The sequence below is a fragment of the Streptomyces sp. R-74717 genome, assembly GCF_047305335.1.
Lineage (GTDB): Bacteria > Actinomycetota > Actinomycetes > Streptomycetales > Streptomycetaceae > Streptomyces > Streptomyces atratus.
In genome coordinates this window covers 9,350,711-9,371,901 of sequence record NZ_CP102361.1, presented here as the reverse complement: position 1 = coordinate 9,371,901, position 21,191 = coordinate 9,350,711, and the positions used below count along the sequence as shown (strand labels likewise).

The 21,191-nt window shown below is 69.8% G+C and carries 20 protein-coding genes and 1 pseudogene; 12 read left to right on the top strand and 9 right to left on the bottom strand.

The annotated features are described in order from the left end of the window. The first annotated feature begins 1 nt into the window (after position 1). Positions 2-766: an SRPBCC domain-containing protein gene (locus NRF20_RS42385; protein ID WP_398634605.1), complete on the top strand. Its 765-nt coding sequence runs from the start codon at positions 2-4 to the stop codon at positions 764-766. A 31-nt stretch (positions 767-797) separates the two neighbouring features. Continuing rightward, positions 798-986, top strand: coding sequence for a hypothetical protein (locus tag NRF20_RS42380; protein WP_266354702.1), 189 nt, complete (start codon positions 798-800; stop codon positions 984-986). 77 nt (positions 987-1,063) lie between these two features. On the opposite strand, the gene NRF20_RS42375 is transcribed toward NRF20_RS42380, so the two are convergent. The 5 genes from NRF20_RS42375 to NRF20_RS42355 all read right to left on the bottom strand — a co-directional run bounded on the left by NRF20_RS42375 (position 1,064) and on the right by NRF20_RS42355 (position 8,067). Next, positions 1,064-2,422 carry an NAD(P)/FAD-dependent oxidoreductase gene (locus NRF20_RS42375; RefSeq protein ID WP_398634606.1) on the bottom strand — a complete coding sequence of 453 codons (1,359 nt, stop codon included), beginning with the start codon at positions 2,420-2,422 and terminating at the stop codon, positions 1,064-1,066. Next, positions 2,419-3,480, bottom strand: a complete 1,062-nt coding sequence (locus tag NRF20_RS42370; protein ID WP_398634607.1) for an oligopeptide/dipeptide ABC transporter ATP-binding protein — start codon at positions 3,478-3,480, stop codon at positions 2,419-2,421. The genes NRF20_RS42375 and NRF20_RS42370 overlap by 4 nt, the downstream gene beginning before the upstream one ends. Continuing rightward, positions 3,477-5,336 carry a dipeptide/oligopeptide/nickel ABC transporter permease/ATP-binding protein gene (locus NRF20_RS42365; protein WP_398634608.1) on the bottom strand — a complete coding sequence of 620 codons (1,860 nt, stop codon included), beginning with the start codon at positions 5,334-5,336 and terminating at the stop codon, positions 3,477-3,479. The genes NRF20_RS42370 and NRF20_RS42365 overlap by 4 nt, the downstream gene beginning before the upstream one ends. 94 nt (positions 5,337-5,430) lie before the next feature. Then, the gene (locus NRF20_RS42360) at positions 5,431-6,417 is read right to left on the bottom strand and encodes an ABC transporter permease (protein WP_413754279.1); all 987 of its coding nucleotides are present in this window, start codon (positions 6,415-6,417) and stop codon (positions 5,431-5,433) included. A 51-nt stretch (positions 6,418-6,468) separates the two neighbouring features. Then, positions 6,469-8,067 (bottom strand): ABC transporter substrate-binding protein, encoded by a 1,599-nt coding sequence (locus NRF20_RS42355; protein WP_398634610.1) that lies wholly within the window; start codon positions 8,065-8,067, stop codon positions 6,469-6,471. A gap of 157 nt (positions 8,068-8,224) precedes the next feature. Here NRF20_RS42355 and NRF20_RS42350 point away from each other — a divergent pair, with 157 nt between their 5' ends. The 6 genes from NRF20_RS42350 to NRF20_RS42325 all read left to right on the top strand — a co-directional run bounded on the left by NRF20_RS42350 (position 8,225) and on the right by NRF20_RS42325 (position 13,582). Further along, positions 8,225-9,985, top strand: coding sequence for a DUF885 domain-containing protein (locus NRF20_RS42350; protein ID WP_413754278.1), 1,761 nt, complete (start codon positions 8,225-8,227; stop codon positions 9,983-9,985). Positions 9,986-10,220: 235 nt separating this feature from the next. Further along, on the top strand, positions 10,221-10,604 hold the full coding sequence (locus NRF20_RS42345) for a DUF5132 domain-containing protein (protein ID WP_413754277.1): 384 nt from the start codon (positions 10,221-10,223) through the stop codon (positions 10,602-10,604). 170 nt (positions 10,605-10,774) lie between these two features. Then, the gene (locus NRF20_RS42340) at positions 10,775-10,966 is read left to right on the top strand and encodes a hypothetical protein (protein WP_398634613.1); all 192 of its coding nucleotides are present in this window, start codon (positions 10,775-10,777) and stop codon (positions 10,964-10,966) included. Then, positions 10,963-11,730, top strand: a complete 768-nt coding sequence (locus tag NRF20_RS42335; protein WP_413754276.1) for a thioesterase II family protein — start codon at positions 10,963-10,965, stop codon at positions 11,728-11,730. The genes NRF20_RS42340 and NRF20_RS42335 overlap by 4 nt, the downstream gene beginning before the upstream one ends. A 252-nt stretch (positions 11,731-11,982) precedes the next feature. Beyond that, entirely contained in the window at positions 11,983-13,125 is a 1,143-nt protein-coding gene (locus tag NRF20_RS42330) for an alpha/beta fold hydrolase (protein WP_398634615.1), read from the top strand. 196 nt (positions 13,126-13,321) lie between these two features. Continuing rightward, complete coding sequence (locus NRF20_RS42325; protein WP_398634616.1) at positions 13,322-13,582, top strand: DUF5132 domain-containing protein; 261 nt, start codon at positions 13,322-13,324, stop codon at positions 13,580-13,582. Between the two features lie 346 nt (positions 13,583-13,928). On the opposite strand, the gene NRF20_RS42320 is transcribed toward NRF20_RS42325, so the two are convergent. Continuing rightward, the gene (locus NRF20_RS42320; RefSeq protein WP_413754275.1) at positions 13,929-14,708 is read right to left on the bottom strand and encodes a tyrosine-type recombinase/integrase; all 780 of its coding nucleotides are present in this window, start codon (positions 14,706-14,708) and stop codon (positions 13,929-13,931) included. An 89-nt stretch (positions 14,709-14,797) separates the two neighbouring features. Further along, positions 14,798-14,971, bottom strand: coding sequence for a hypothetical protein (locus tag NRF20_RS42315; protein WP_398634618.1), 174 nt, complete (start codon positions 14,969-14,971; stop codon positions 14,798-14,800). Between the two features lie 136 nt (positions 14,972-15,107). Between NRF20_RS42315 and NRF20_RS42310 the strand changes: the two genes are divergently transcribed. Together NRF20_RS42310 and NRF20_RS42305 are read left to right on the top strand one after the other, a co-directional pair. After that, positions 15,108-15,359 carry a hypothetical protein gene (locus NRF20_RS42310; protein ID WP_413754274.1) on the top strand — a complete coding sequence of 84 codons (252 nt, stop codon included), beginning with the start codon at positions 15,108-15,110 and terminating at the stop codon, positions 15,357-15,359. 319 nt (positions 15,360-15,678) lie between these two features. Beyond that, positions 15,679-16,893, top strand: a complete 1,215-nt coding sequence (locus NRF20_RS42305; RefSeq protein WP_413754273.1) for an IS110 family transposase — start codon at positions 15,679-15,681, stop codon at positions 16,891-16,893. A gap of 37 nt (positions 16,894-16,930) precedes the next feature. Here the strand turns inward: NRF20_RS42305 and NRF20_RS42300 are convergent, their stop codons facing one another. Together NRF20_RS42300 and NRF20_RS42295 are read right to left on the bottom strand one after the other, a co-directional pair. Next, a complete protein-coding gene (locus NRF20_RS42300) occupies positions 16,931-17,215 on the bottom strand; it encodes a hypothetical protein (RefSeq protein WP_413754272.1) in 285 nt (94 codons plus the stop codon). A 263-nt stretch (positions 17,216-17,478) separates the two neighbouring features. After that, positions 17,479-18,720 (bottom strand): IS4 family transposase, encoded by a 1,242-nt coding sequence (locus tag NRF20_RS42295; protein ID WP_413754680.1) that lies wholly within the window; start codon positions 18,718-18,720, stop codon positions 17,479-17,481. A 287-nt stretch (positions 18,721-19,007) separates the two neighbouring features. Here NRF20_RS42295 and NRF20_RS42290 point away from each other — a divergent pair, with 287 nt between their 5' ends. Together NRF20_RS42290 and NRF20_RS42285 are read left to right on the top strand one after the other, a co-directional pair. After that, positions 19,008-20,099 carry a hypothetical protein gene (locus tag NRF20_RS42290; protein ID WP_398629249.1) on the top strand — a complete coding sequence of 364 codons (1,092 nt, stop codon included), beginning with the start codon at positions 19,008-19,010 and terminating at the stop codon, positions 20,097-20,099. Positions 20,100-20,176: 77 nt separating this feature from the next. After that, a pseudogene (locus tag NRF20_RS42285) lies at positions 20,177-20,965 on the top strand (transposase); the annotation flags it as partial. Positions 20,966-21,191: the final 226 nt, after the last annotated feature.

The window sequence follows — 21,191 nt, the reverse complement described above, 5'->3', positions numbered from 1 at the left end:
TATGAACGACGACGAAGGAGAACTGACCATGGCCCGAGAGTTCGAAGTCCGCCGGGAGCAGGACCTGGCCGCCACGCCCGAGCAGGTCTGGCACGCGGTCGCCACCGGCGCCGGAAACCTCGGCTGGCTGTACCCCATGGAGGTCGAGCCGCGCGTCGGCGGAAAGGTCACCCGGGCCGACGGCACCGTCGTGGCGTGGGAACCGCCGCACCACTTCGCCGTGCGCGTGGCCCTGGACGACGGGTTCTCCAACACCCTCACCTACCGGATCGAGCCGCACGACGACGGAACCAGTCACCTGCGGATGGGAATCCACTGGGTGCACACGGGAGTCGTCGACGACTACTGGGACACCAAGGCGGACGCGGCCGAGAAGCACGTCGACTTCTACCAGCACGGCCTCGCCGAGTACCTGAGGCACTTCACCGGCCGCCCCGTCGTCTACATCAAGGCCGGCCGCGACGAGCGCACCGACGACCCGGCCGACTTCGCCGCCCTGCGCCAACGCCTCGGTCTCGCCGACGACACGACCGTCGGCGACCGGCTGTCGCTCGACCTCCCGGGTGCGGACGGCGGCTCGGAGGAGGTGGTCGTGGACTGGCTCAGCCCCGACTTCGTCGGCCTGCGCGGCCCGCACGCGCTGTACCGGTTCTTCAACGGCAGCTCCTGGAACTGGCCGATCTGGCTGGGCCACCACCTGTTCGCCGAGGACGTGGACGAACAGCAGGCCACCAAGGCATGGAACGCCTGGCTCAACGGCGCCTGACCCGTCGCACGACACAACCGAAGGACCCCTGGTGGAAACACTGCTCTACGCCGCCGAACTCGTCCAGGAAGACGGTACGTACAAGCTCGTCGTGCAGGACCTGGTGCGGGACACGGTCCAAGTCACCCCTGTCCCCAAATCCGCGGTGGACAGGCTCCCGACGTTCCTGTCGGTGCTGAGTTCCAAGCTCAGCTCCGCGCCGGCACGCGGCCGCAGGTAGACCTCTTCCGATGTGACGGGGCCGGTGCCGTCCGGCGCAGCAGCTCCCGGACGGCATCGGTCCCGCTGTGCCATGGGTCAGCCCATGACGGTTCGAGAGGCGGCGCCCTCGGCCATGGGCCGTTTGCGGGAGGACGCTCCCAGGTTGATGACGACGCCGGTGTGTTCGCCGGTGTACCGCAGCGGGTCGCGGTCGTGGTCGTGGCCGGCCTCCACGCGGTCGACCAGGGTGGCGAGGAACCGGCCCGCAAGAGGAGCGTTCTTGAACTGATTGCCGCTCGTGCCCATCGCGACGTAGAAGCCGGGCAGATCGGTGCGGTCGTAGATGGGCGCCCAGTCGTCGGCGGCGTCGTAGACACCGGCGATGCCGGTCGGCCGGTTCGGAACGCGCAGGAGCGGGAATCGGCGTGCGGCCCTGGTCACTTGGGTGTCGAACCCGGTGGGCGTCGGGTGTGGGTTGCACAGGTCGGGGTCGTCGAGCCATTCCATCGGGTCGCAGGCGGGCAGCGTGCTGCCGATGAGGAGGTGCCCGCCGAGGGGGCGCAGGTAGGTCCCGAAGTCGACATCGGCCACGATCAGGCCGAGCGTGGTCCCGGCACCGCCCGGGTCCGACGAGGTTGTGCCGCCCCGGCAGACCGGTGCGGCCACCTGGTGGACTTCCTGGCGCAGTGGGCGCACCCCGACGGTGAACTCGGCTCCGACCCCGGCCATCCGGTTGAACGCGCCCGACCAGGGCCCGGCGGCGTTGATCACCACCGGTGCCGTGATCGCGGTGCCGTCGGCGAGCCGGATACCCGCGACCCGGTCCTTGCGACGCAGGACACCGACGACCGTGCGATGGAAGAGGAAGCGGGTCCGGATGCGGGCCGCAGCGTCCGCGAGATTCTGTGCCGCGAGCTGGGGATCGTCGACGAAGCCCGCCTCGGGTGTGAACAGCGCGCCGAGTTCACCTTCGGGGCCGGAGAAGAACGCCTCGTCACGAAGGGGCTTGGGGGGCCCGTAGCGTCCCGCGTCGATGCCGGGGATCCGGCTGCGCAGCGTTGCGGCATCCCAGCGCTCGTACGGCACGCCGGCACGGTCGAACAGTGCGATGACCTCCGACGTTCCGGAGCCCGGCGCGTCGAGGAGTACCGCTCCGGTCCGCCGGAACGCCGCCAGGCCAGGGCCACGCACGGTCCCCAGGTGCTCCGCCCATCGTGCCCAGCAGTGCTGGGATTCCCAGGCGGTGGCGACACCGTCCCAGGTCGAGTAGTCGAAACGGATGATCGCGCTCGAGGCGCTGGTGGATCCGTGGCCGACGCCGCCGGACCTGTCGACGACCACCACGCGCCGACCGGTGCGGGCCAGCTCCAGTGCCACCGCGGCACCGATCACACCGGCCCCCACGACGACCGCGTCCGCGCCGGAGGGAAGCATGTCCGGTTCCCCGGCCGTCATGACGGCGGCTCCCCGGGGGTTCGCGGGACCCGGTCGCCGTTCGCGTCCGGGTGGACGCCGCCGACGTGGGGCGGGCGGTCGTCGGCGCCATACGGGAAGTGGCACGCGGCGCGGTGCGGCTGTCCGGCCGCATCCTGTTGGGGGTCCCGTGCGGCGCAGACCTCCCGCCCGGGATGCCGGTTCGGCCCGACGGGGCAACGCGGATGAAAGCGGCACCCGGGCGGTGGCGACGCGGGGTCGGGCACCTCTCCGGGCAGGAGCGGTTCCTCGACCTGTCGTCGTCCGGCGTGCAGGTTCGGCACGGCGGACAGGAGCGTTTGGGTGTAGGGATGCCGCGGGCGGCGCAGCAGGTTCTCGGTGGAGGCGGTCTCGACGATCCGACCGAGGTACATCACGGCGACGACGTCCGACACATGACGGACGGCGGCGAGGTCATGGCTGATGAACAGCATGGCGAAGCCCATGCGTCGCTGCAGGTCCCGGAGCATGGTGAGGAGCGCCGCCCGGACCGACACGTCGAGAGCCGAGGTGACCTCGTCGGCGATGAGTACCGCCGGATCGACGGCGAGCGCGCGGGCGACGGCCACGCGTTGGCGCTGGCCGCCCGAGAGCTGCCGCGGCACGAGGTCGGCGCAGCTGGCGTCGAGACCGACCAGTTCCAGCAGTCCGTCGATGCGCTGTTCGCGGCTGCGGCGGTCCAGCCGGACGAAGGCCCCGGCTGATTCGGCGAGCGACTGACGGACCGTCATGCGCGGGTCCAATGCCGTGTCCGGGTCCTGGAACACCAGTTGGACCCGTTGCCCCAGCCGGCGCCGATCGGCCATCCGGCGCCCACGGTACTCCCGCCCGCCGACCGTGATCCGCCCGGCGCACGGATTGTCCAGCCCGACGACCGCACGTGCCAGAGTGGATTTTCCCGAACCGGACTCGCCGACCAGGCCGACCGTCGTGCCCCGGGGAACCTCCAGTGACACTCCGTCCACCGCCGTGACCGGCCCGAACGGCCCGTGGTGGCGAACGGTGACGTCGTACAGCGCCAACCCAGCCTCTTCCCTCACTTCTCCACCTCCTCGGTCTCACGCTGTCCGCGGAACGGCGACGGGGGCAGCGGTCGCCAGCAGGCGACCTCGTGCTGCGGGCCGAACGGGGACAACACGGGGCTCTCCACGGCGCACCGGTCCAGTCGATGCGAACAGCGGTCATGGAACCGGCAGCCCGGGGCCTCATCGCCCGGATCGGGCGGCCCTCCCTCGATGGTGCGCAGGGGGCGGTCACGGTCCGCGGCCAGGTCCGGGACCGAGGCGACGAGCATCCGCGTGTACGGATGCCGTGCTCCGGTCGCCAGCTCACGGGCAGGAAGGTTCTCCACGATGGTTCCCCCGTACATGACCAGAACCCGGTCGCAGGAGTCGGCCACCAGGGCGATGTCGTGGCTGATGAAGAGGATCGCGGTGGCGTCGTCGCGCCGGATGCGGCGGAGCAGGTTCATGATCTGCCGCTGCACGGTGACGTCCAGGGCTGTCGTCGGCTCGTCCGCAACGATGAGGTCGGGCCGCATCATCGAAGCCGCAGCGATCGCCACTCGCTGGCGCTGACCGCCGGACAGCTGGAAGGGGCGGGAGCGCAGCAACCGACGCCCGCCGGGCAACGCGACCCGCTGAAGCTGGGCCAGGGCCTGCTCGACGGCCTGGGCACGAGGAGTGCCACGGTGTGCGCGCACGGCCTCTGTCATCTGCGTTCCGATGCGGAGCGACGGATTGAAGGCCGAGGCCGGGTTCTGGAAGATCATCGCCATTCCCGTCGCCAGCTGCCTGCGTCGCTCTTTGCGTGACAACGACTCGGCGTCCGCGCCGAGGAACCGGTGGGTATCCCAGGTAACGCAGGCGCCCTCTGGCAGCAGGCCGGCGATGGCGAGCGCCGTCAGCGACTTACCGGAACCGGACTCGCCGACCAGGCCGACCATCTCACCGCGCCGCAGAGCGAGGGTGACACCGCGGACGGGCCGGACCACCCGGTCCGCCGAGGGAAGGGCGACCCGCAGATCCCCCACTTCCAGCACATGGTCCGCGACTGCCGGGCGGTCGGTGCGTACCGGGTGAACCGCGGGTTCTTCCAGCTGCCGCGGGCGGGTACGTCGCGCGGCGGCTCCGGCCAGCACCTCGCCGAGCAGCTGGAAGGCCACGCCGGCGTAGACGATGGCGATGCCGGGTGCCACGGCGGGCAGCGGTTCGGTGTAGATGCGGTCCAGCCCCTGGCTCAGCAGCAGCCCCCAGTCGTACGAGGGGGGCTGCACCCCCAGTCCGAGGAAGCTCAGTCCCGACAGGGCCACGAGTGCCGAGCCCGCGGCGACCGTGGTGTTGAGCATCAGCGGTTCGGCGATGTGGGGCAGGACATGGCGCAGGAGGAGCCGGTGGCGGCGCAGGCCCAGCACACGCGCCGCCGCCATGAAGTCGGTTCCGGCCACTCCGGCGGCAAGGGTCTGCGTGATCCGCGCGAAGCCCGGTGCGCAGGCGACGGCGAGTGCGCACACCGCCCCACCCGCGCCCGCGCCGAAGAGGGCCGCGAAGAACATCGCGACGAGAAGCGCGGGGAAGGCCAGCAGGAGGTTGATCAGGGCTCCCAGCAGGCGGCGGGCGCGCCCGCCCACCACGGCGGTGAGCGCGCCCAGCGTGATCCCGGCCGCCGCTCCGAGGAGCGTGGCCGCGACTGCCAGCAGCAGGGAGAGCCAGGTCGCCGAGAGCAGCCGGGCGAGCAGGTCGCGCCCGAGATGGTCCGTGCCGAGCAGGTGACCCGCGGTGGGCCCCCGCAGCACCGCCGACGGGTCCGGACGGTCGGCGGCCTGCCCCCACAGCACCGCCCCCGCGACGGCCAGTACAGCGAGCGATCCGAGCATCGCCAGGGTGATCACGCCCATGGGCGAGGCCCAGCCCGACCGGGACGCGCGAGACCGGCCGGCAGCAACACCCGGCGTGGAAGAGGAAGGGGAAGGGGAAGACAGCACCATCGGATCACGCCTTCCGGATGACCGATCGGGGGTCGAGCAGCGCGAGGGCCAGATCGACCAGGACGTTCACCACGAGAACGGCCGAGCCCAGCACCAGAACCGACGCCTCGACGACCGCGTAGTCCTGCGCGGCCACGGACTGTGCCATCGCCGAACCGATGCCCGGCCAGGCGAACACCTTCTCAACCAGTACGGTCCCCGCGATCAGGGCCGGCAGGAGGTTCCCGGCGAGCGTCAGCGACGCGGTCAGCGTGTTCGGTGCCACATGGCGCAGGTACAGCGGGAGGGCGGGCAACCGCTTCGCTCGGGCGGCACGCACATAGTCCGTCGCGAGAACCTTGAGCGTCTCCACCCGTACGATCCGCAACAGAACAGCGGTCGGAGCGAGCGCCAGCGCGAGCACGGGCAGCACGTAGGACTGGGGACCGAGGTCGCCGGCCACCGGAAAGATGCGCAGAGCGACCGCGAGTCCCGCGGTGAGACCCGCCGCGAGCACGAAGTCCGGCATGCCCGCCATGACGGAGGTGGTGGCGGTGAACGCCACCTCCGCCCGGGGCCGCCGCCCTCCGCGTGTCCACACCGCGGCGAGCAGCCCTCCCGGGAGGGCGACGACGAGTACGCAGGCGAACGCCAGGACAGCCAGCAGCAAGGTGGCCGGCAGGCGTGCCCTGACCAGGTCGGCCACCGGCTCGCCGGTCACCAGGGAGACCCCGAGGTCCCCGTGGGTCAGATGACGCAGATACTGCCCGTACTGTGCCAACTGGCCACGATCCAGGCCTAGTTCATGTCGCTTTGCCGCTACGAGGTCCGGTGGGGCGTCCACGCCCAGCGCGGCCCGGACGGGGTCACCGGGTACCAGCCGGATCATCGCGAAGGAAGCAGTGACGACCACGAAGAGGGAGACCGTCAGCCGCACCGCACGCCGGCAGCAGAACACCACCCACGGGTGGCGCCGGGTCAGGGCGCCGAGCCGCGCGGACACGGTCGTCATGGGAGACCTCCTCGACTGGTGGTGGGCGGTCGTGTGGGGCGTGCGCCGCCGCTATCTGTGCAGGCGGATGCTGGTCGGTACGATCCGGCCGCCGGGCGCGACGGCGAAGGTCGTCCGGTAGCCGTACACCGTGCTCGTGCCGTCGGCGACGGGCAGCGCGTCGGCCGAGCGGAACAGCGCCGCGGCGGCCCTGTTCCAGTCCGCACAGCTGGCCGCGCCCGGCGCGCGCAGGGCGAGGGCGACGAAGCGGTCGTAGACGCGGTTGGTGACGTACGCGAAGTTGAGTCCCCCGGACGGCGGCGGGCCGGAGAAGTACGGAACGAGCTGCGCGGGCAGCGGTGGACCCGGCGAGCTGCCGACCACGACGTCGAAGTCGCCGCTTTGGTACATGGCCTGTATGACCGCGTTGCGGCTCTCGCTGACGAGGTCGACGTCCGCGCCCAGCGCCTGCCAGGAGGCGGCCATCAGTTCGGCGACAGACGGAAGGGTGGAGCCGAAGTCGGCGCTGCTGAGCAGCCGCAGCCGCAGCGGCCTGCCGTGCTTCACGAGCCTGCCCCGTGCGTTCTTCGTCCAGCCCGCGGCGTCCAAGGCCCCCACGGCGCTGTGCGAGGGCAGGTTCTCGCCGGCCAGGTCGGCGTGGCAGACGGAGTCCACGGCGGTCAGGTGGCTCGCGGGCGTTCCGTCACCGCCGATCGCCACATTGGCGAGGCCCTTGCGGTCCAGGGCGCCCACCAGTGCCTGACGCAGCAGGGGATCGCTCAAGGGGCGGCCGGACCGTTCGTTGAAGAAGGTCAGCCCCACCACGGTCGGCACCTGGGCGGTGGCCAGGCCGTGGCCGGTCAGCCGCGCGCGGTCCGGGCCGGTCACCATCGCGATGTTCACGCCGCCCGTGAGCAGCAGATTCGCCACCGTGGACTCCTGCGGCACCACCGACACCACGATCCGCTCAGGCTGGCCCGCAGCTGCGTTGGTCGCTCCGCGCGGCCCCCAGGCATACCCCTTGCGCCGGGTGAAGAGGTACGGGCCGCCCGAGGTGTAGCCACTCAGCACGTACGGTCCGGTGCCCTGCGTGCTCTTGTCCAGCGCCCCGGGAACCGCCAGCCCGGCGGGGCAGACGACGGGCAGCAGACCGATCGTCCGCACGACGAAGCTGTACGGTGACGCCATCCGCACCGACACCATCCGTGCCGCGTCGTCGGCCGACACCGTGAACGGCACACCGGGCAGTGCCGCCCGGGCGCCGATGAGCCGATTGCGGGGATCGCTCGCATAGCTCAGTGACCGGGCCACCCCGGAAGCCGTGAGGATCGTGCCGTCGGAGCAGGTCACGCCCCTGCGGAGGGTGAAACTCGCCGAAGTGGCTCCGGCCCGCCACTTCTCGGCGAGGCCCGACACCACACGCCCGTCCGGCGCCACGGTGACCAACGAGTCGTAGGCATAAGGAGCCAGGGCAGAGCCGAACTGCGAGTACGGATGGAAACTCGGGGTCTCGGAGGCAGTGGCGATCGTGACGGTGCCCCCCACGACGACAGGGGTGTGCGTCGAAGACACGTCGCCGCCGCCACAACCGGCCACCATGACTGACGCGACAGCGGCGGACGCCACCGCGGCCGACCGGGCCCTGGGAAACGACACGGTTCGGCGGTTCATGGTGTTCATCGTGCCACCGAGATCGACGGCATCGGACCGGCTCTCCCGGGCCGGACACGAACGGGCCGGACGATTTCCCCCGTCCGAGTGAGGTTCCCCGACTCGCGGTTGCTCCCCGTTCCTGATGTGGCGTCACCTCGTCGCGCACACTGGCGCCATGGCAAACCATTCCTCGCACTTCCCGGACGGCTCGGCGGCGCGGGAGGTCGAGCGACTCGCGGCCTCGTACTGGGACTTCCTGCTCGCACGTGAGCCGTCGCTGCGGACACGCCGCGGGCTGCCGGTCGAGTCGCTGCCAGGGGTGTCCGCCGCGGAGGCCGAGGAGCGCGCCGGGTTCGCGGCAGGGGTGCTGGACCGGCTGGGCACGCTGCGGCCCGCGCAGCTGCCCGGTCCCGCCGCCGACACCGAGGGTTTCCTTCGGGCGCTGGCCGAACAGGAGGCGGAGGCGGGACGCTTCCACTGGCTCACCCCCACCGCCACGCCGTACCAGCTCTTCAGCCTCCAGCAATACGGTGACACGGTCTTCCGCCCGTACCGCTTCGAGCACCGGGCCGACGCGGACCGGTACGTGTCCCTCGTACGGGATCTGGCCCGCTGCGTCGAGACGATCGGTGACAAGGTTGCCGGGCAGGCGGCACGGGGCTTCCTCATCCCGGCCCCGGCGCTGGCCGGGGTCCGCACCACCCTCACCCGCCTACGGGCATCGGCGGCACGGTACGTCCGAGCGGACGCCGAGAGGCTCACCCGACTCGACGCGGCGAGCCGGGGCCACCTGCGCGACGCGGTGGCGGGGCTCGTGGCCGCCGAGCTGGAGCCGGCGTTCGACCGCCTCCTCGCCCTCGTGGGCGACCCGGACTACCGCAGGCGGGCACCGCGGGCCGTCGGATGGGCCCACTACCCGGAAGGGGAAGCGGCGTACCGGGCCTTCGTCAGGACGTACACATCCGGCGACACACCACCCGAACGCCTCCACGAACTCGGCCGGGAACACTGCCGCGAACTCAGCGAGCGGATGCGGGAGATGCGAGCCACGCTCGGCTTCGCGGGGACGGAAGCGGAATTCCATGAACGGCTCGCGACCGAGCCTCGTCTGTACGCCGCCACCCCGGAGGAGGTCGAGGCTCGCTACCGCGGACACCTCGACCGCCTCACGCCGCTGCTGCCGCGCTGGTTCGCGGTCCTGCCCCGCGCCCCCTACGGCGTGGCCCGCCTCGATCCGGCGCTGGAGGCGTCGATGACGTTTGGCTACTACGAACCGCCGACCGCCATGCAACCGGTGGGACGCTACCGCTACAACGCCTCGGACCTGGCGCACCGGTCACTGCTCGGCGCGGCCGCGCTGATCCACCATGAGCTCGCGCCCGGACATCACTTCCACCTCGCCCGTCAGGCCGAGAACACCGCGCTGCCCGACCTGCGACGCGAACTGGTTACCTTCGCCGGGTTCCAGGAGGGCTGGGCGGAGTACGCGGCGGGGCTCGCCTGGGAGATGGGGCTGTACGACGACCCGTGGGACGCATACGGACGCCTGGCCCATGAACGGTTCACCGCGCAGCGCCTCGTAGTCGACACCGGCCTCAACCTCGGGACGATGACGCTGGAGCAGGCGCGCACCTTGATGCGCGCCCACGCGGCGGCCGAGTCCGAGGAACAGATCACGACCGAGTTGCTGCGCTACGCGACCGATATGCCGGGACAGGCACTGACGTACCGGGCGGGCCATGCGGAGTTCACGGCACTGCGGGCAGCGCACGAGCGCGGCGCCGGTGCCACGTTCGACGTGCGCGCCTTTCACGAGGCCGTGCTGGCCGGCGGCACGCTGCCGTTTCCCGCGCTGCGCCGACGGGTGGCGAGAGAACTGCACGGCGCGTCCGGCCGTCAGCAGAGGTACACGTGGTCACCCGAAGAAGGTGGGTGACGTCGGGTTCCGGCCGTCGAATGGCCTGTACAGGCCGTCATGGGCAGGCCGTTCTACTCGAATGAGTGAAGGCCACGGCGGAACCGGTAGCCGTTCGCTCAACCCTGGATACTCTCTGTGATGAGGGGTGCGGGTTCGATGATGCGGAATCCATGCATGTCATCGCAGTTTTCCTGTTCACCTCCAACTGCCTTTCCGCCATCGTTTTCTCGGCAGAAGAGAAGGATGTCCTGCCATGCCGCCTGTAGTACCTCCTTTCCTGATCGGCCTGATCGTCGCGCCCCTGCTCAAAAGGCTGGGTAAACCCCTCATGCGAGGGATCGTCAAAACGTCGGTGGGCCTGGGAATCGAAGTCAAGAGGGCCGTCCACGAAGCCGGCGAGGGAATCCAGGATCTCGCGGCCGAGGCGACCGCCGAAGTGCTCGCCGTCCAGATGACGCACGGAGCCGAGCACGGCACCGACACCAGCGCCCCGCAGGGCGGCACCGCGGGCCGGGCCGAGGCGGGTACCGGGTCGACGCCCCTGGCCGCAGCGGCCCACGCGGCGCAGGCCGACAGCGAGAGCAAGGCCGCCGGCAAGGCCCGCGGCGCCGGTTCGGGCGCTGCCAAGGTGCACTGAGTCACTATCCCCGGCACGCCGGATGTCACGGCCCGCCGCGACATGAGTGTTCTCCACGTACCGTCGGCGCAGCTCTGCGGACATCTCCACGCCGCCTTTCGTCTGCGCACGCCGTTCGGCGGCGTGGAAGGCATGGCTGGAGAAGAAGGACCCTGATGGAGGCAGGTCAGATGTCTGCGACCGGAACACCCCTGTATTCCGCCGAACTCATCCAGGAAGGCAGCGACTACAAACTCGTCGTGACCGATCGCCTGCGCCACACCGTGCAGACCTCATACGTGTCCAGGAGAGTGGTGGAGCAGCTTCCCGCCTTCCTCTCCAAGCTCAACTCCTCGCAGCTGGGAGGTCTCCGACGGCGATGACGGCCTACGACGCCAAGAAGTGGTTCCGTGTCCACCGGCCCGCGGCGGACCCCAGGCTCCGACTGGTGTGCTTACCGCACGCCGGCGGCACGGCACAGCTGTTCCACGGCTGGCCCGCGCTGCTGCCGGAGGACGTCGAGGTGCTCGCCGTGCGGTACCCCGGCCGCCAGGACCGGCTCGCGGAAGCCTGCATCGACGACATGGCCACCCTGGCCGACATGATCGAGGACGCGCTGCGGCCCTGGCTCGACCGGCCGCTGGCACTCTTTGGACACAGCATGGGCGCCTGCGTCGCCTACGAGCTGGCCCTGCGGCTGGAGGCCCGCGGCATCGTCCCCGAACACCTGCTGGTCTCCGCGCACGAAGCCCCCCAGCGGGCCGAACGCACCGCACTGCACAGTGCCGACGACGAAACCCTGATCACCCACGTCCGGCACCTCGGAGACCTGCACTCGGAGGTCTACGACATCCTGGAGCTGCGTGACCTGCTGCTGCCCGCCCTCCGGGCGGACTACCGGCTCATCGAGGGCTACCACCCCCCGCATCCGACTCCGGTCAAGGCACCGATCACCGCGTACGTCGGTCAGGACGATCCGAATTGCGTGCTCGACCGGGTCCTCGCCTGGTCCGACCTCGCCGCCCCGGGTTTCTTCGAGCTGTGCTCGTTCCCCGGGGACCACTTCTATCTCGTGCCCCGGGAGGCCGAAGTGGTCGCGGACGTGGCAGCACGCCTTACGCGCGCGTGCGGCGCGGACCAGGCCTGACGGTGGTATGCCCGTATCGGGAACCTGGACGTCCACGGCACACACACCCGACAAGGGCCGGGCGCCGTGTGTGGCCGGTCCCCGGCCATGCTTGCACCCCGGCCCTGGCGACTGCCGTACGGCTGTGACGGAAGGCGGGGCCCGGCACCGCGCATGGCGCCCGCGGGGTTTTCAGGGGACGATGCTTGTGCCGGGCGCTGAGGCGTGCGGTGTCCCTGGCAGCGGCCACGAAGGCTGGGACGGTGAAGAAACATGCGACCGGGCACACGTGTCGCCGACGCGATACTCCAGCTGCTCAGCCGGGACTGGGCCGGGCTGGCCATCGCCCTGCTGCCGGCGGCCGCGGGCGCATGGTGCGTCACCCTGGGAACCGGCTGGCGAATTCTCGGCGGCGTGCTCTGCGCCGTGGCCCTCGCGCTCGGTCTCGGGTCTCTCCGCCATCTGGTGCATGTGGCCCGGGTGCGGGTGAGGTATCCGCCACCCGGGCGAATGGTCGACGTGGGCGGCTACCGCATGCATGTCCTCGCCGAGGGGGATGCCGGACCGAGGCCCACCGTGGTCTGGATGCCGGGCGGCCATGCCGGTGGCTACGCCATGTACCGGCTGCACGCGCTGACACGGGAACGGACACGTTCGGTCCTGGTGGACCGTCCGGGCTCCGGCTGGAGCGACCCGGGCCCGTTCCCACGCACGACGGCAGCCGAAGCCGTCGAACTGCTCACGGCGCTGGAGCGGGCCGGCGAGAGGGGACCCTACGTCTTCGTGGGGCACTCCTTCGGGGGACTGCTCATGGCCAACGCCGCCAGGCGCCGCCCCGACCTGGTGGCCGGTCTGGTGCTGCTCGATCCCACTCCGCCCGATGTCGTCGCCTTCGGCCCTTCGCTTGCGACCCTGCGGCATGTCGCGAGGGACCAGACCGCCCTCGCGCTGCGCCACCTATTCGGCCTCCACGCCCTCGTGCCCAAGAACGAGGCGCACTCTCCCGAGGACCCGACGCGGGTTCTCGCCGTGATCGAGACCAGGACCAAGGCGAACTGCGCCGCGGCATCGATCCTGCGAGAGTTGTCACCGGGTGGCATCACCCGAGTCGGCTGGCAGACGGTCGTACACGACGGCGAGCTCAGCCCGCTCCCCCTCCTCCTCGTGGCGCCACGCGACCTGACGGGCGGTAACAAGATCTTCGACACGGTCGACGATCCGGAGGAGAGCGCCCGAGTACGGCACTTCTTCCTCACCGTGAGAGAACGCTTTCTCGCAGCCTCAAGCACTGCCCGGAGGGTCTACACCCCGGAGGGAACCGGCCACGATTTTCCGGACCGCGTACCCGAGTTCGTTGTGCAGGTGGTGGGCTCACTGCTGGACGAACACGCGCCGGGCGCACCGGACCCGTTCTGATCCCGTTCCGCAGCCGCGGTCTGCTCCGGCGTGCCTCCGCCCGAATGAATGAAAGGCGTCGGCCCCCCGGGCGTATCGGCCGAGGGCCGACTACGGTGTTCTCGGTGGGGGAGAAATTCCGGCCCAGCGCCACCGGCCAGGCGGTATTGGCACGTGCTGCGGCAGCCGTGCTGTGTAAACAAGAGAGGCTTCGCACATGCCCCCTGTAGTTCCTCCCTTCCTCGTTGGCCTGATCGCGGCCCCTCTGGTCAAGAGGGTGGCGAAACCGCTGGTGCGGGGCATCATCAAGACGTCGGTCGGCCTGACCCTCGAAGTCAGGCGCGCAGCCATCGAGGCGGGCGACGAGATCCAGGACCTCACCCGTGAAGTGGCTGCCGAGAAGCTGGCGAGTTCGGCTCGCACGCGTCGTGTGAAAGCCGACGGCGAGGTAACGACGCAGGGGGCCACGGCCGGATGAGAACTGGTGGTCCTCGAAAAGCCGGGTACGGGCCGCCCTGGCAGCCTCCGTGAGACTCGAAGTGACCGACCCAAGAACTCGGTCACAGGAGATAGCGGCATAGGCAGATGTGCGATGAACGCAGCTTTCGCACCGCGTGGCTCGGGGGCCAGGGTCACCTCGGCAGCGACGACTGGGACATCCCCCGGTTTAACAAACCACCGCTAAGGCGCCGGCCACCGCCGGAACTCGGGGCTGTGAAGTCGGCGTCGTCTTTGGCGGACGATCGCTCGATGTCGTAGATCAATCAGAGAAGTAGACACGGCGCTTGTTCCCTCACCGCACTGTGACCGGTGTACTTGATCTCTTACTTCTTCGGGGTCGGGCGGGATGTTCGATGGGTCGGGGAAAGCTGGTAACGCAGCCCCCGGCCTACTACCAGGAACCGGTCACGTCCGGCCGCCGTGAATGGGTTTGGTAGTTCGGACACCCGTCGCCGTTCTGGATCGAGGGCAGAGGTGATAAGCAAGATCCGATAGCGGGTCCCGCGGGCGTACTCTCGCGCCGCCTTTTCCTCGGAGACACCCAGTTCGAACTCCATCCGCTCCGTGTCGGACTCACTGGTCGCCTTCACCTCGTACAGGCGTGTGGTGCCGCGGCATGGCTTCTGGGCCGGGTCGACGAGAAGTAGGGGACACCTCACACAGGCGTTTTCATGCTGGCAAGGGCTCGCGTAGTCGCGGCCGCAGGTCCCCAGGGCGACCTTGCGGAGTTCGAAGTGCGCGAGGAACTCGTCCCACTCGGTCGCGGTGAGCTCGCGGTACTCCTCGCTGGGCCACTCGGTTCTGCGACGGGCGATGAAGGCCCGGTGATGGGAGATCACGTCTTCCGGGTAGATCGCGGCATAGCCCATGGTGGTGTCCAGAGCGGCGTGTCCGCAGATCTTCGCGGCGATGTGCGGGGGCAGTCCGGAGCGGATGGCGTCGGTCACGCAGATCCTTCTGAAGTCGTAAGGGCGCCATTCGAGCGGGTCGCCAGCCGCGGTGATCTGGGCGGACTGCGAGGTGGCGGCCAGGCACTCGCGGATGTAGCGGCGGGTCAGTGGCCGGTCCTCGGTGCCGTACCTGCGTTGGAACAGGAAAGGCATGAGCGGGCTCCAGGTCTGCTCGAACACGTCGTAGGCCGACACCAGCGGCAGGGCGGCGTTCTGGGCCCGGACCCGGAAGATGACCGCGGTCAGAACTTCCGCCAGCTCCGGGGAGACCAGGAGCAGGCACTCACATCGCTCTTGGACGGGGCGACCTGCAGCATCGGCACCACCTCGCCGGTGGTGGGCAGGGTGTAGGCGATGAAGCTGTGGTGGGTGAGCTCAAGCATCTCCTCGATCCGGATGCCGGTGTGCCGCAGCACTTCCACCGTCGCCCAGGACCAGAACGCCGCTTCCTCCTCCTGGGTCAGGTTCCGCCGCCTGCTGGTGGCAACCTCGGTGACGTGGACGCGGCGAGCCTGCCCGGACCGGCAGCGTTCGAACTCCTGTCCAGCAACGATGAACCGTTCTCCGGCCGGCGTCGCGCGAGCCGCGGTGATGCGGGCCTCGGCGTCCTTCGCGCTGCCGGTCGACAGCCCGAAGAAGGGCGGGCAGCAGCGACAGCTGGGTCCTGGTCCGTTGGTCCATCCGGGACTTCACCCCGGACCTGGACTTCTTGGTCGCGCACTCGCTCGCCTGATCGGACACGGCGCCACCCAGGGCGCCCACCGCGCCGGATCGTCGGTGGCCCAGCGGGCGATGTCCTGGTAGAACGCCCGGACCAACACAAGCTCGCTGCGGAAGTTCACCCGTGGCCGCACCGGGAGGCCCTCGGCGTCACGAATGTGGGCCATGCGTTCCATACCTTTCTTCGTGGGTTGATCGCGGTCATTCGTAAGATCGGGACACCCAGGGATGCCGGGTGTGGCTGTCATGCGGGTGCCGCGTTCGTGGCTTGGAAGGATTAGCCGCCCGGCATCCTGCGACGACTCGACTGCTGATTGGGATGCGCGAAACCGAATCGCTCGTATGGACGTGACAGCGAGGTCGTCTGCTGGGACAGCACAGGAGAACGACGAGGGAGGCTCGGGTGCCCGAACTGTGGGCGGGGACGGACGCGGGTAAGGCCGAACACCACTGCACCGTGATCGACACGGACGGCACCAAGGTGCTCTCGCGCCGGGTACCGAACAACGAGGACGAGCTGCTGCAACTGCTCGGTGATGTCCTGGACCTGGCCGACGGTGGCCCGGTGACCTGGGCGGTCGATCTCAACGCCGGCGGGGCCGCGCTGTGGATCGCCCTGCTGGTCAACCACGGGCAGCGGCTGTTCTACATCCCCGGCCGAACCGTCCACCACGCCTCCGGCGCCTACCGGGGCGACGGCAAGAGCGACGCCAAGGACGCCTTCGTCATCGCCGACCAGGCACGCATGCGCCGCGACCTCCAGCCCTTGCAGGAGACCAGCGAGATCGCGGTCGACCTGAAGATCCTGACCGCCCGCCGCATGGACCTGTCCGCCGACCGCACCAGGGCCATCAACCGGCTGAGGGCCCAGATCCTGGAGTACTTCCCCGCCCTGGAACGGGCCTTCGACTACAGCAAGTCCAAGACCGCGCTCATCCTGCTCACCGGCTACCAGACCCCGGCCGCCCTGCGCAGGATCGGCCGGGCCCGGCTGCCCACCTGGCTCAAGAACCACGGCGTCCGCACTCTCAGCACCGCCAAGAGCGCCGCCGACACCGCGGTGACCGCTGCCGAGGCCCAGTTCACCGTCGTCACCGGGGAGAAGACCGCTGCGAAGATGGTCCACACCCTGGCCAGGGAGGTGATGGCCCTCGATGAGGAGATCTCCGAGCTCAACGCCCTCATTGAGGGCCGGTTTCGCGAGCATCCCGACGCGGAAGTGATCACCAGCATGCCCGGCATCGGTGACATGCTCGGCGCCGAGTTCATCGCCGCGACCGGCGGCGACATGACCGCCTTCGGCAGCCCCGACCGGCTCGCCGGCGTCGCCGGACTCGCTCCCGTCCCCCGCGACTCGGGCAAGGTCAGCGGCAACCTGCGCAGGCCCAGACGCTACAGCCGCCGACTCCTGCGGATGTTCTACCTCTCCGCCCAGGTCGCCGCGGTGCATTGCCCCCAGTCCAAGACCTTCTACCAGCGCAAACGCGCCGAGGGAAAGTCCCACAAGCAGGCCGTCCTCGCGCTGGCCAGACGCCGCCTGAACGTGCTCTGGGCCCTGATACGCGACCACCGGACCTTCGAGGCCGTCACCCCCGGCCCTGCCGCCACAGCGGCATGACCCAGTCACAAGGCGTCACCGACCGGGGTTGACAACGTCATTGGGAATCCTTCCACGCCTGCGCGACCTCCGGTGCCAGTCGCAGTGAGTCGATGCCGGGATGGTGGATCTTCAGGTCGCGCCAGAACAACCGGCACACGTTGCGGGCGATGGAACGCAGCGAGACGTGGTCGAGCTCGGGAGCCCGCTCGGTGAAGTACTCGACCAGCAGATCACGGACGGCCCGGCACTCGATGCGGTACCCGTCGACGATCTGCTCGACGCTGCGACGGCCCTCGATCCGAAGCACCCGCAGCCGCAGCGGCGCGCTGGCCGGGAACACGCCGGTCTCCTTGAGCAGGGCATAGAACAGCGGCCGGCCCGCACTGCCCCGGAAAGCGTCGTCTAACCGCAATACCGGTGATTTAGGTCTTTTTCCGGGAGGTCGGGGCTGGTTTGGTGGGTCCGACGAGGGTGATGACTGGGGTGTCCAGCCTGGGCTGGTTGTTGTGTTCGGTGCGTTTGAGGGCCCAGTTGGACATCTTGCGTTTGATGACACGGGGATTGGAGCGTAACCGCCTTGGTTCCAGGAGCCGTTGACCGATTTCAAGCAGAGTCTGTGCGAGGGCCCGCGTGAGTCGGGAGGGGGGAAAAACCCGCCTGGGCGGTGACCTGGCGGCGGACAACGCGCACGGCGCGCGTGAAAGAGATCCGGTCCGGATCGTGTCCCTCCTGTCGTGCGGCTCCGTGCATGAGGTCCCGCACGGCATGGTGAACGAGGAGGAACGCGAAGATCTCCTGCTCGGCCCCGGCCGGGTGCTGGGAGCGCAAGACCAGCCGTGGCCCGCCCAGGTGGGTCTTGATCTCGTCCAGCGTGGTCTCGATCTCCCAGCGTTCGGCGTAGAGCGCGGCAAGTTCCGCCGCCGGCGCAGTGTCCGGGTCGAGGAGGGTGGTGACCAGCCGGTAGACGGTGCCGTCCTTCCCGCGTGGGCCAAGGGTGTACTCGATGACGCGGACCCGGGCCGGGTCGGCCCGCCGGTTCTTGTCACGGGCGGCGACGATCTCCGACAGGTAGGAACCATCGGGCAGCGACTTCACCACAGGCAGCACCGCGTTGCTCTTGACCCGCCAGAGCAGGTCGGCGCCGGTTGCCGCGGCGGCCCGCCACAGGTCGAATCCGAGGAACCCGCGGTCGGCCATCAGCAGCATCCCCCCGGCCAACGAAGAGAACAGGCGCCCGGCCAGCACGGTCTCGTGCACCGCCAGCGGACCGACCTCGGCAGCAAAGACCGCATGAGTGCCGCACTCGACCAGAGCCGCAACCCTGGCCTGCGGATACGCACTCCTGCCCTGACCACGACCCGTCCCCGGACGCCCGAAAGACCCGGCATTCGCCACCGTGTCCGGCAGATCGAACGTCGTCCCGTCCACAGCAACCAACCGCAGCCCCCGAAACCACGCGCCACGCGACCCCGGGACCGCCACCGGCCGACACACCCGGGCGAACAACGCCTTCAACACCTCCGGCCCCAGCCGCAGCCGCGCCCGCCCAATCGCTCCGCTCGTAGGCACCCGCCACCCCTTTGCCCAGCGGCCCTGGCGCTCCAGACCCTGCGTGAGAAGACGCCCGACCTCCTCATACCCCTGCCCCGAAAACAGGCACATCGCCAGCACGAAATACACCACCACCCGAGCCGGAAGCAGCCGCTGGCGCTGCTCAACACGCCCGCACTCCGCCACCACCTCGTCCACCAGATCCGGCGTAAACGTGCGCGTTAACACTCCGAGAGCGATGCGATCCGAAAACCGCTCGCCCCCGACCGACTTCACCTGTCCCGGCCTTGGCACACTCAACACAACGAACCGACACCCTCAAAGTCACCGGTATTGCGTCTAACCGCTAGGTTCTGTCGTCAAATGTCACGCCCACGCCCGTGTCGGCGGACAGCGCGGCGACCTGACACTTCACCCACCGCCCCGGCAGGCTGGCGGCTTGCTCATGCGATCATACGGACGGCTCTCGATGGACCGGTGCACAGTCAACTGATCAGACGGTCGAGCGATCGAGCCATCGGGCAATCGAGCGAGAACGGGAGTGCGGTGTGAGCGGGGCTGGGGGGCAGGACGGGTCGTCCGTGTCCGAAGAGGAGTGGGAGCGGTTCCTCCGTGAATCGGTGACGGGTGCGGCCGGGGCTCCCGTGGAGCCATCGGCGCGCGCCCGTGAGGTGGAGCGGCGGCTGCGGGAGCGCTCCGGGCAGCCGGAAGGCTGGCGTACGTACTCACCGGCCCGGCCCCGGCGCAGGACAGGCTGGTACGTGACCGGGCTGGTGGCGGTCGTGGCCCTCCTGGTCGTGGGGCTTTTTTCGCAGCAGGTCGTCGGCTGGTTCGGTGGCAACGACGGTGGGCAGGACGGGGCGCCGCTGGCCGCCGAGTCGGAAAGCCCGCGGGAGGCTCCCGGCGCCGAGCGGGATCTGCACCCTACCCTCGCCGAACCCTTCCGGGGTTCGCCTGCCGCCCGCTGGGCCGACGGAGCGGCAGGGGTCACGGTGCCACCGGCCAAAGCGACCGGCTGGATGGACGCCGCCCAGGTCGAGCGGGCACTGCGGCAGAGCCGGGACTTCCTGGTGGCCGCGGGGCTCAACTCCCGCGTGCTGCGCGGCGAGCGGCCCACGAAGGCGATCGCGCTGCTGAACCCGCACCAGAAGGACATCCAGGAGTATCTCCATACTGCCCTGTCGTCGACGGCGCCCACTGACAAGACCGACCCGCTGCTGTTGTTCAGCCGCTTCCGGCCGGAGCAGTCCCGGCTGATCGGTGACGTGGTCAAGACACGCGGCCGGCTCACGTACCAGGAGGGGAAACAGGGGGCGGTCGAGGTGACGGCGGACGTCACCTTCGTGTACCCGGTCACCCCGGCGGGCGACGGCGGGCGGGACGCCGAGGTCGTCCGTACGATCGTGCGGCGCGAGGTGGTGATGAGCTGGGACGACCCGGCCAAGGTCATCACCGAACCGGGCACTATGTCCCTCGTCTCGTACACGCTCGACATGACCAACGGCGGCTGCTCCGCCCCGACTGGTTACTTCGTGCCACCCTTCGGCACGGCCGACGAGCAGCCCGCCGACGAGACCCACCAGGTCGATCCGTACGACCGCAGCAAGCCGACCGGCACGAGCAACGGCACGACGGCCACGGGCAACAGCTGCGCGACCGCCACCCGCTCCTAGCGGTGGTTTGTTGACGGGGGTCAGGGTCGTAGTAGGCCGGTAGCAGAGGTATCTCGCCTCGCCGCCTGGGGGCTGTGATGACCCGTCGTCTGCCGTGTCCGCCCGCTCCGGGGCCGCTGGAAGCCTATGCGCCACGCTTCGATGACCTGCTTTCCACACTGGCACAGCGCCGCGGGTTCCGTGAGTACCTCGCGGGGCTGCTGCTACCGCGGGGCCGGAACAAGACCCTGACCTGCCTGGCCGGCACGGAGCCGGTGGTCGGGGCCCAGAACCCCTCGGTGCAGCGGCTGCAGTTCTTCCTGTCAGAGTCGACGTGGGATCACGAGCGGGTCAACACCCGCAGGGTGGAACTGCCGCTGGCGGACCCCGCGACCGCGCCGCACGCGGGCGGGGTGCTGGTGATCGACGACTCCGGGGACCGCAAGGACGGGAAGGCGACCGCGCACATCGGGCGGCGGTGGCTGGGCCCGCTGGGCAAGACAGACAACGGCATCATGACGGTGACCACCTGCTGGGCTGATGAGAACCTCTACTACCCGCTGCACGCGGTGCCCTACAGCCCCGCCCATCACTTCCCCAAGGGCAGGAGCGATCCCGGCTTCCGCACGAAACTGCAGATCGCCGCAGAACTCGCCCGCACCGCCAAGGCCACCGGGGTGGCCTTCCGGGCCGTGGCCGCCGACTGCGCCTACGGCGACCAGGACAGCTTCCGCAGGCAACTCCACGCGGCGGGACTACCGTTCGTCATGGCCCTCAAACCGAGCCACGGCACCTGGTCCTACGGCAAGGACGCCTACACCCCCGTCGACGCCGCACGAGCCCTGGCCTGGACAGACCCCGATCATCCCGGCGACTGGACCGCCGTCACACAGCTCTCACCAACTGTGCCGACTCCCCCGGACCGTAATGCCTTGAGCCGGCATTACGCGCCTGTCCTGGAATATTTGGACGCGGCTGGACGGTCTCTACAACCTGTGCCATGTGGGACCAGCAACGGCCAGCATTTGCCCCTCACGCCCAACTCCGTCAGCCGCTGGCGGGAGCGGCCCCATGGCTCGGCGGTCACTCAGAGTGCTGGCACCCTACTGAAAG

Bases quoted from the DNA above. Each gene is read 5' to 3' on its own strand.
- NRF20_RS42385 (WP_398634605.1), top strand. From the start codon at position 2: ATGAACGACGACGAAGGAGAACTGACCATGGCCCGAGAGTTCGAAGTC.
- NRF20_RS42375 (WP_398634606.1), bottom strand. From the start codon at position 2,422: ATGACGGCCGGGGAACCGGACATGCTTCCCTCCGGCGCGGACGCGGTC.
- NRF20_RS42365 (WP_398634608.1), bottom strand. From the start codon at position 5,336: ATGGGCGTGATCACCCTGGCGATGCTCGGATCGCTCGCTGTACTGGCC.
- NRF20_RS42360 (WP_413754279.1), bottom strand. From the start codon at position 6,417: ATGACGACCGTGTCCGCGCGGCTCGGCGCCCTGACCCGGCGCCACCCG.
- NRF20_RS42355 (WP_398634610.1), bottom strand. From the start codon at position 8,067: ATGAACCGCCGAACCGTGTCGTTTCCCAGGGCCCGGTCGGCCGCGGTG.
- NRF20_RS42350 (WP_413754278.1), top strand. From the start codon at position 8,225: ATGGCAAACCATTCCTCGCACTTCCCGGACGGCTCGGCGGCGCGGGAG.
- NRF20_RS42345 (WP_413754277.1), top strand. From the start codon at position 10,221: ATGCCGCCTGTAGTACCTCCTTTCCTGATCGGCCTGATCGTCGCGCCC.
- NRF20_RS42340 (WP_398634613.1), top strand. From the start codon at position 10,775: ATGTCTGCGACCGGAACACCCCTGTATTCCGCCGAACTCATCCAGGAA.
- NRF20_RS42335 (WP_413754276.1), top strand. From the start codon at position 10,963: ATGACGGCCTACGACGCCAAGAAGTGGTTCCGTGTCCACCGGCCCGCG.
- NRF20_RS42330 (WP_398634615.1), top strand. From the start codon at position 11,983: ATGCGACCGGGCACACGTGTCGCCGACGCGATACTCCAGCTGCTCAGC.
- NRF20_RS42325 (WP_398634616.1), top strand. From the start codon at position 13,322: ATGCCCCCTGTAGTTCCTCCCTTCCTCGTTGGCCTGATCGCGGCCCCT.
- NRF20_RS42320 (WP_413754275.1), bottom strand. From the start codon at position 14,708: ATGCCTTTCCTGTTCCAACGCAGGTACGGCACCGAGGACCGGCCACTG.
- NRF20_RS42310 (WP_413754274.1), top strand. From the start codon at position 15,108: ATGAACCGTTCTCCGGCCGGCGTCGCGCGAGCCGCGGTGATGCGGGCC.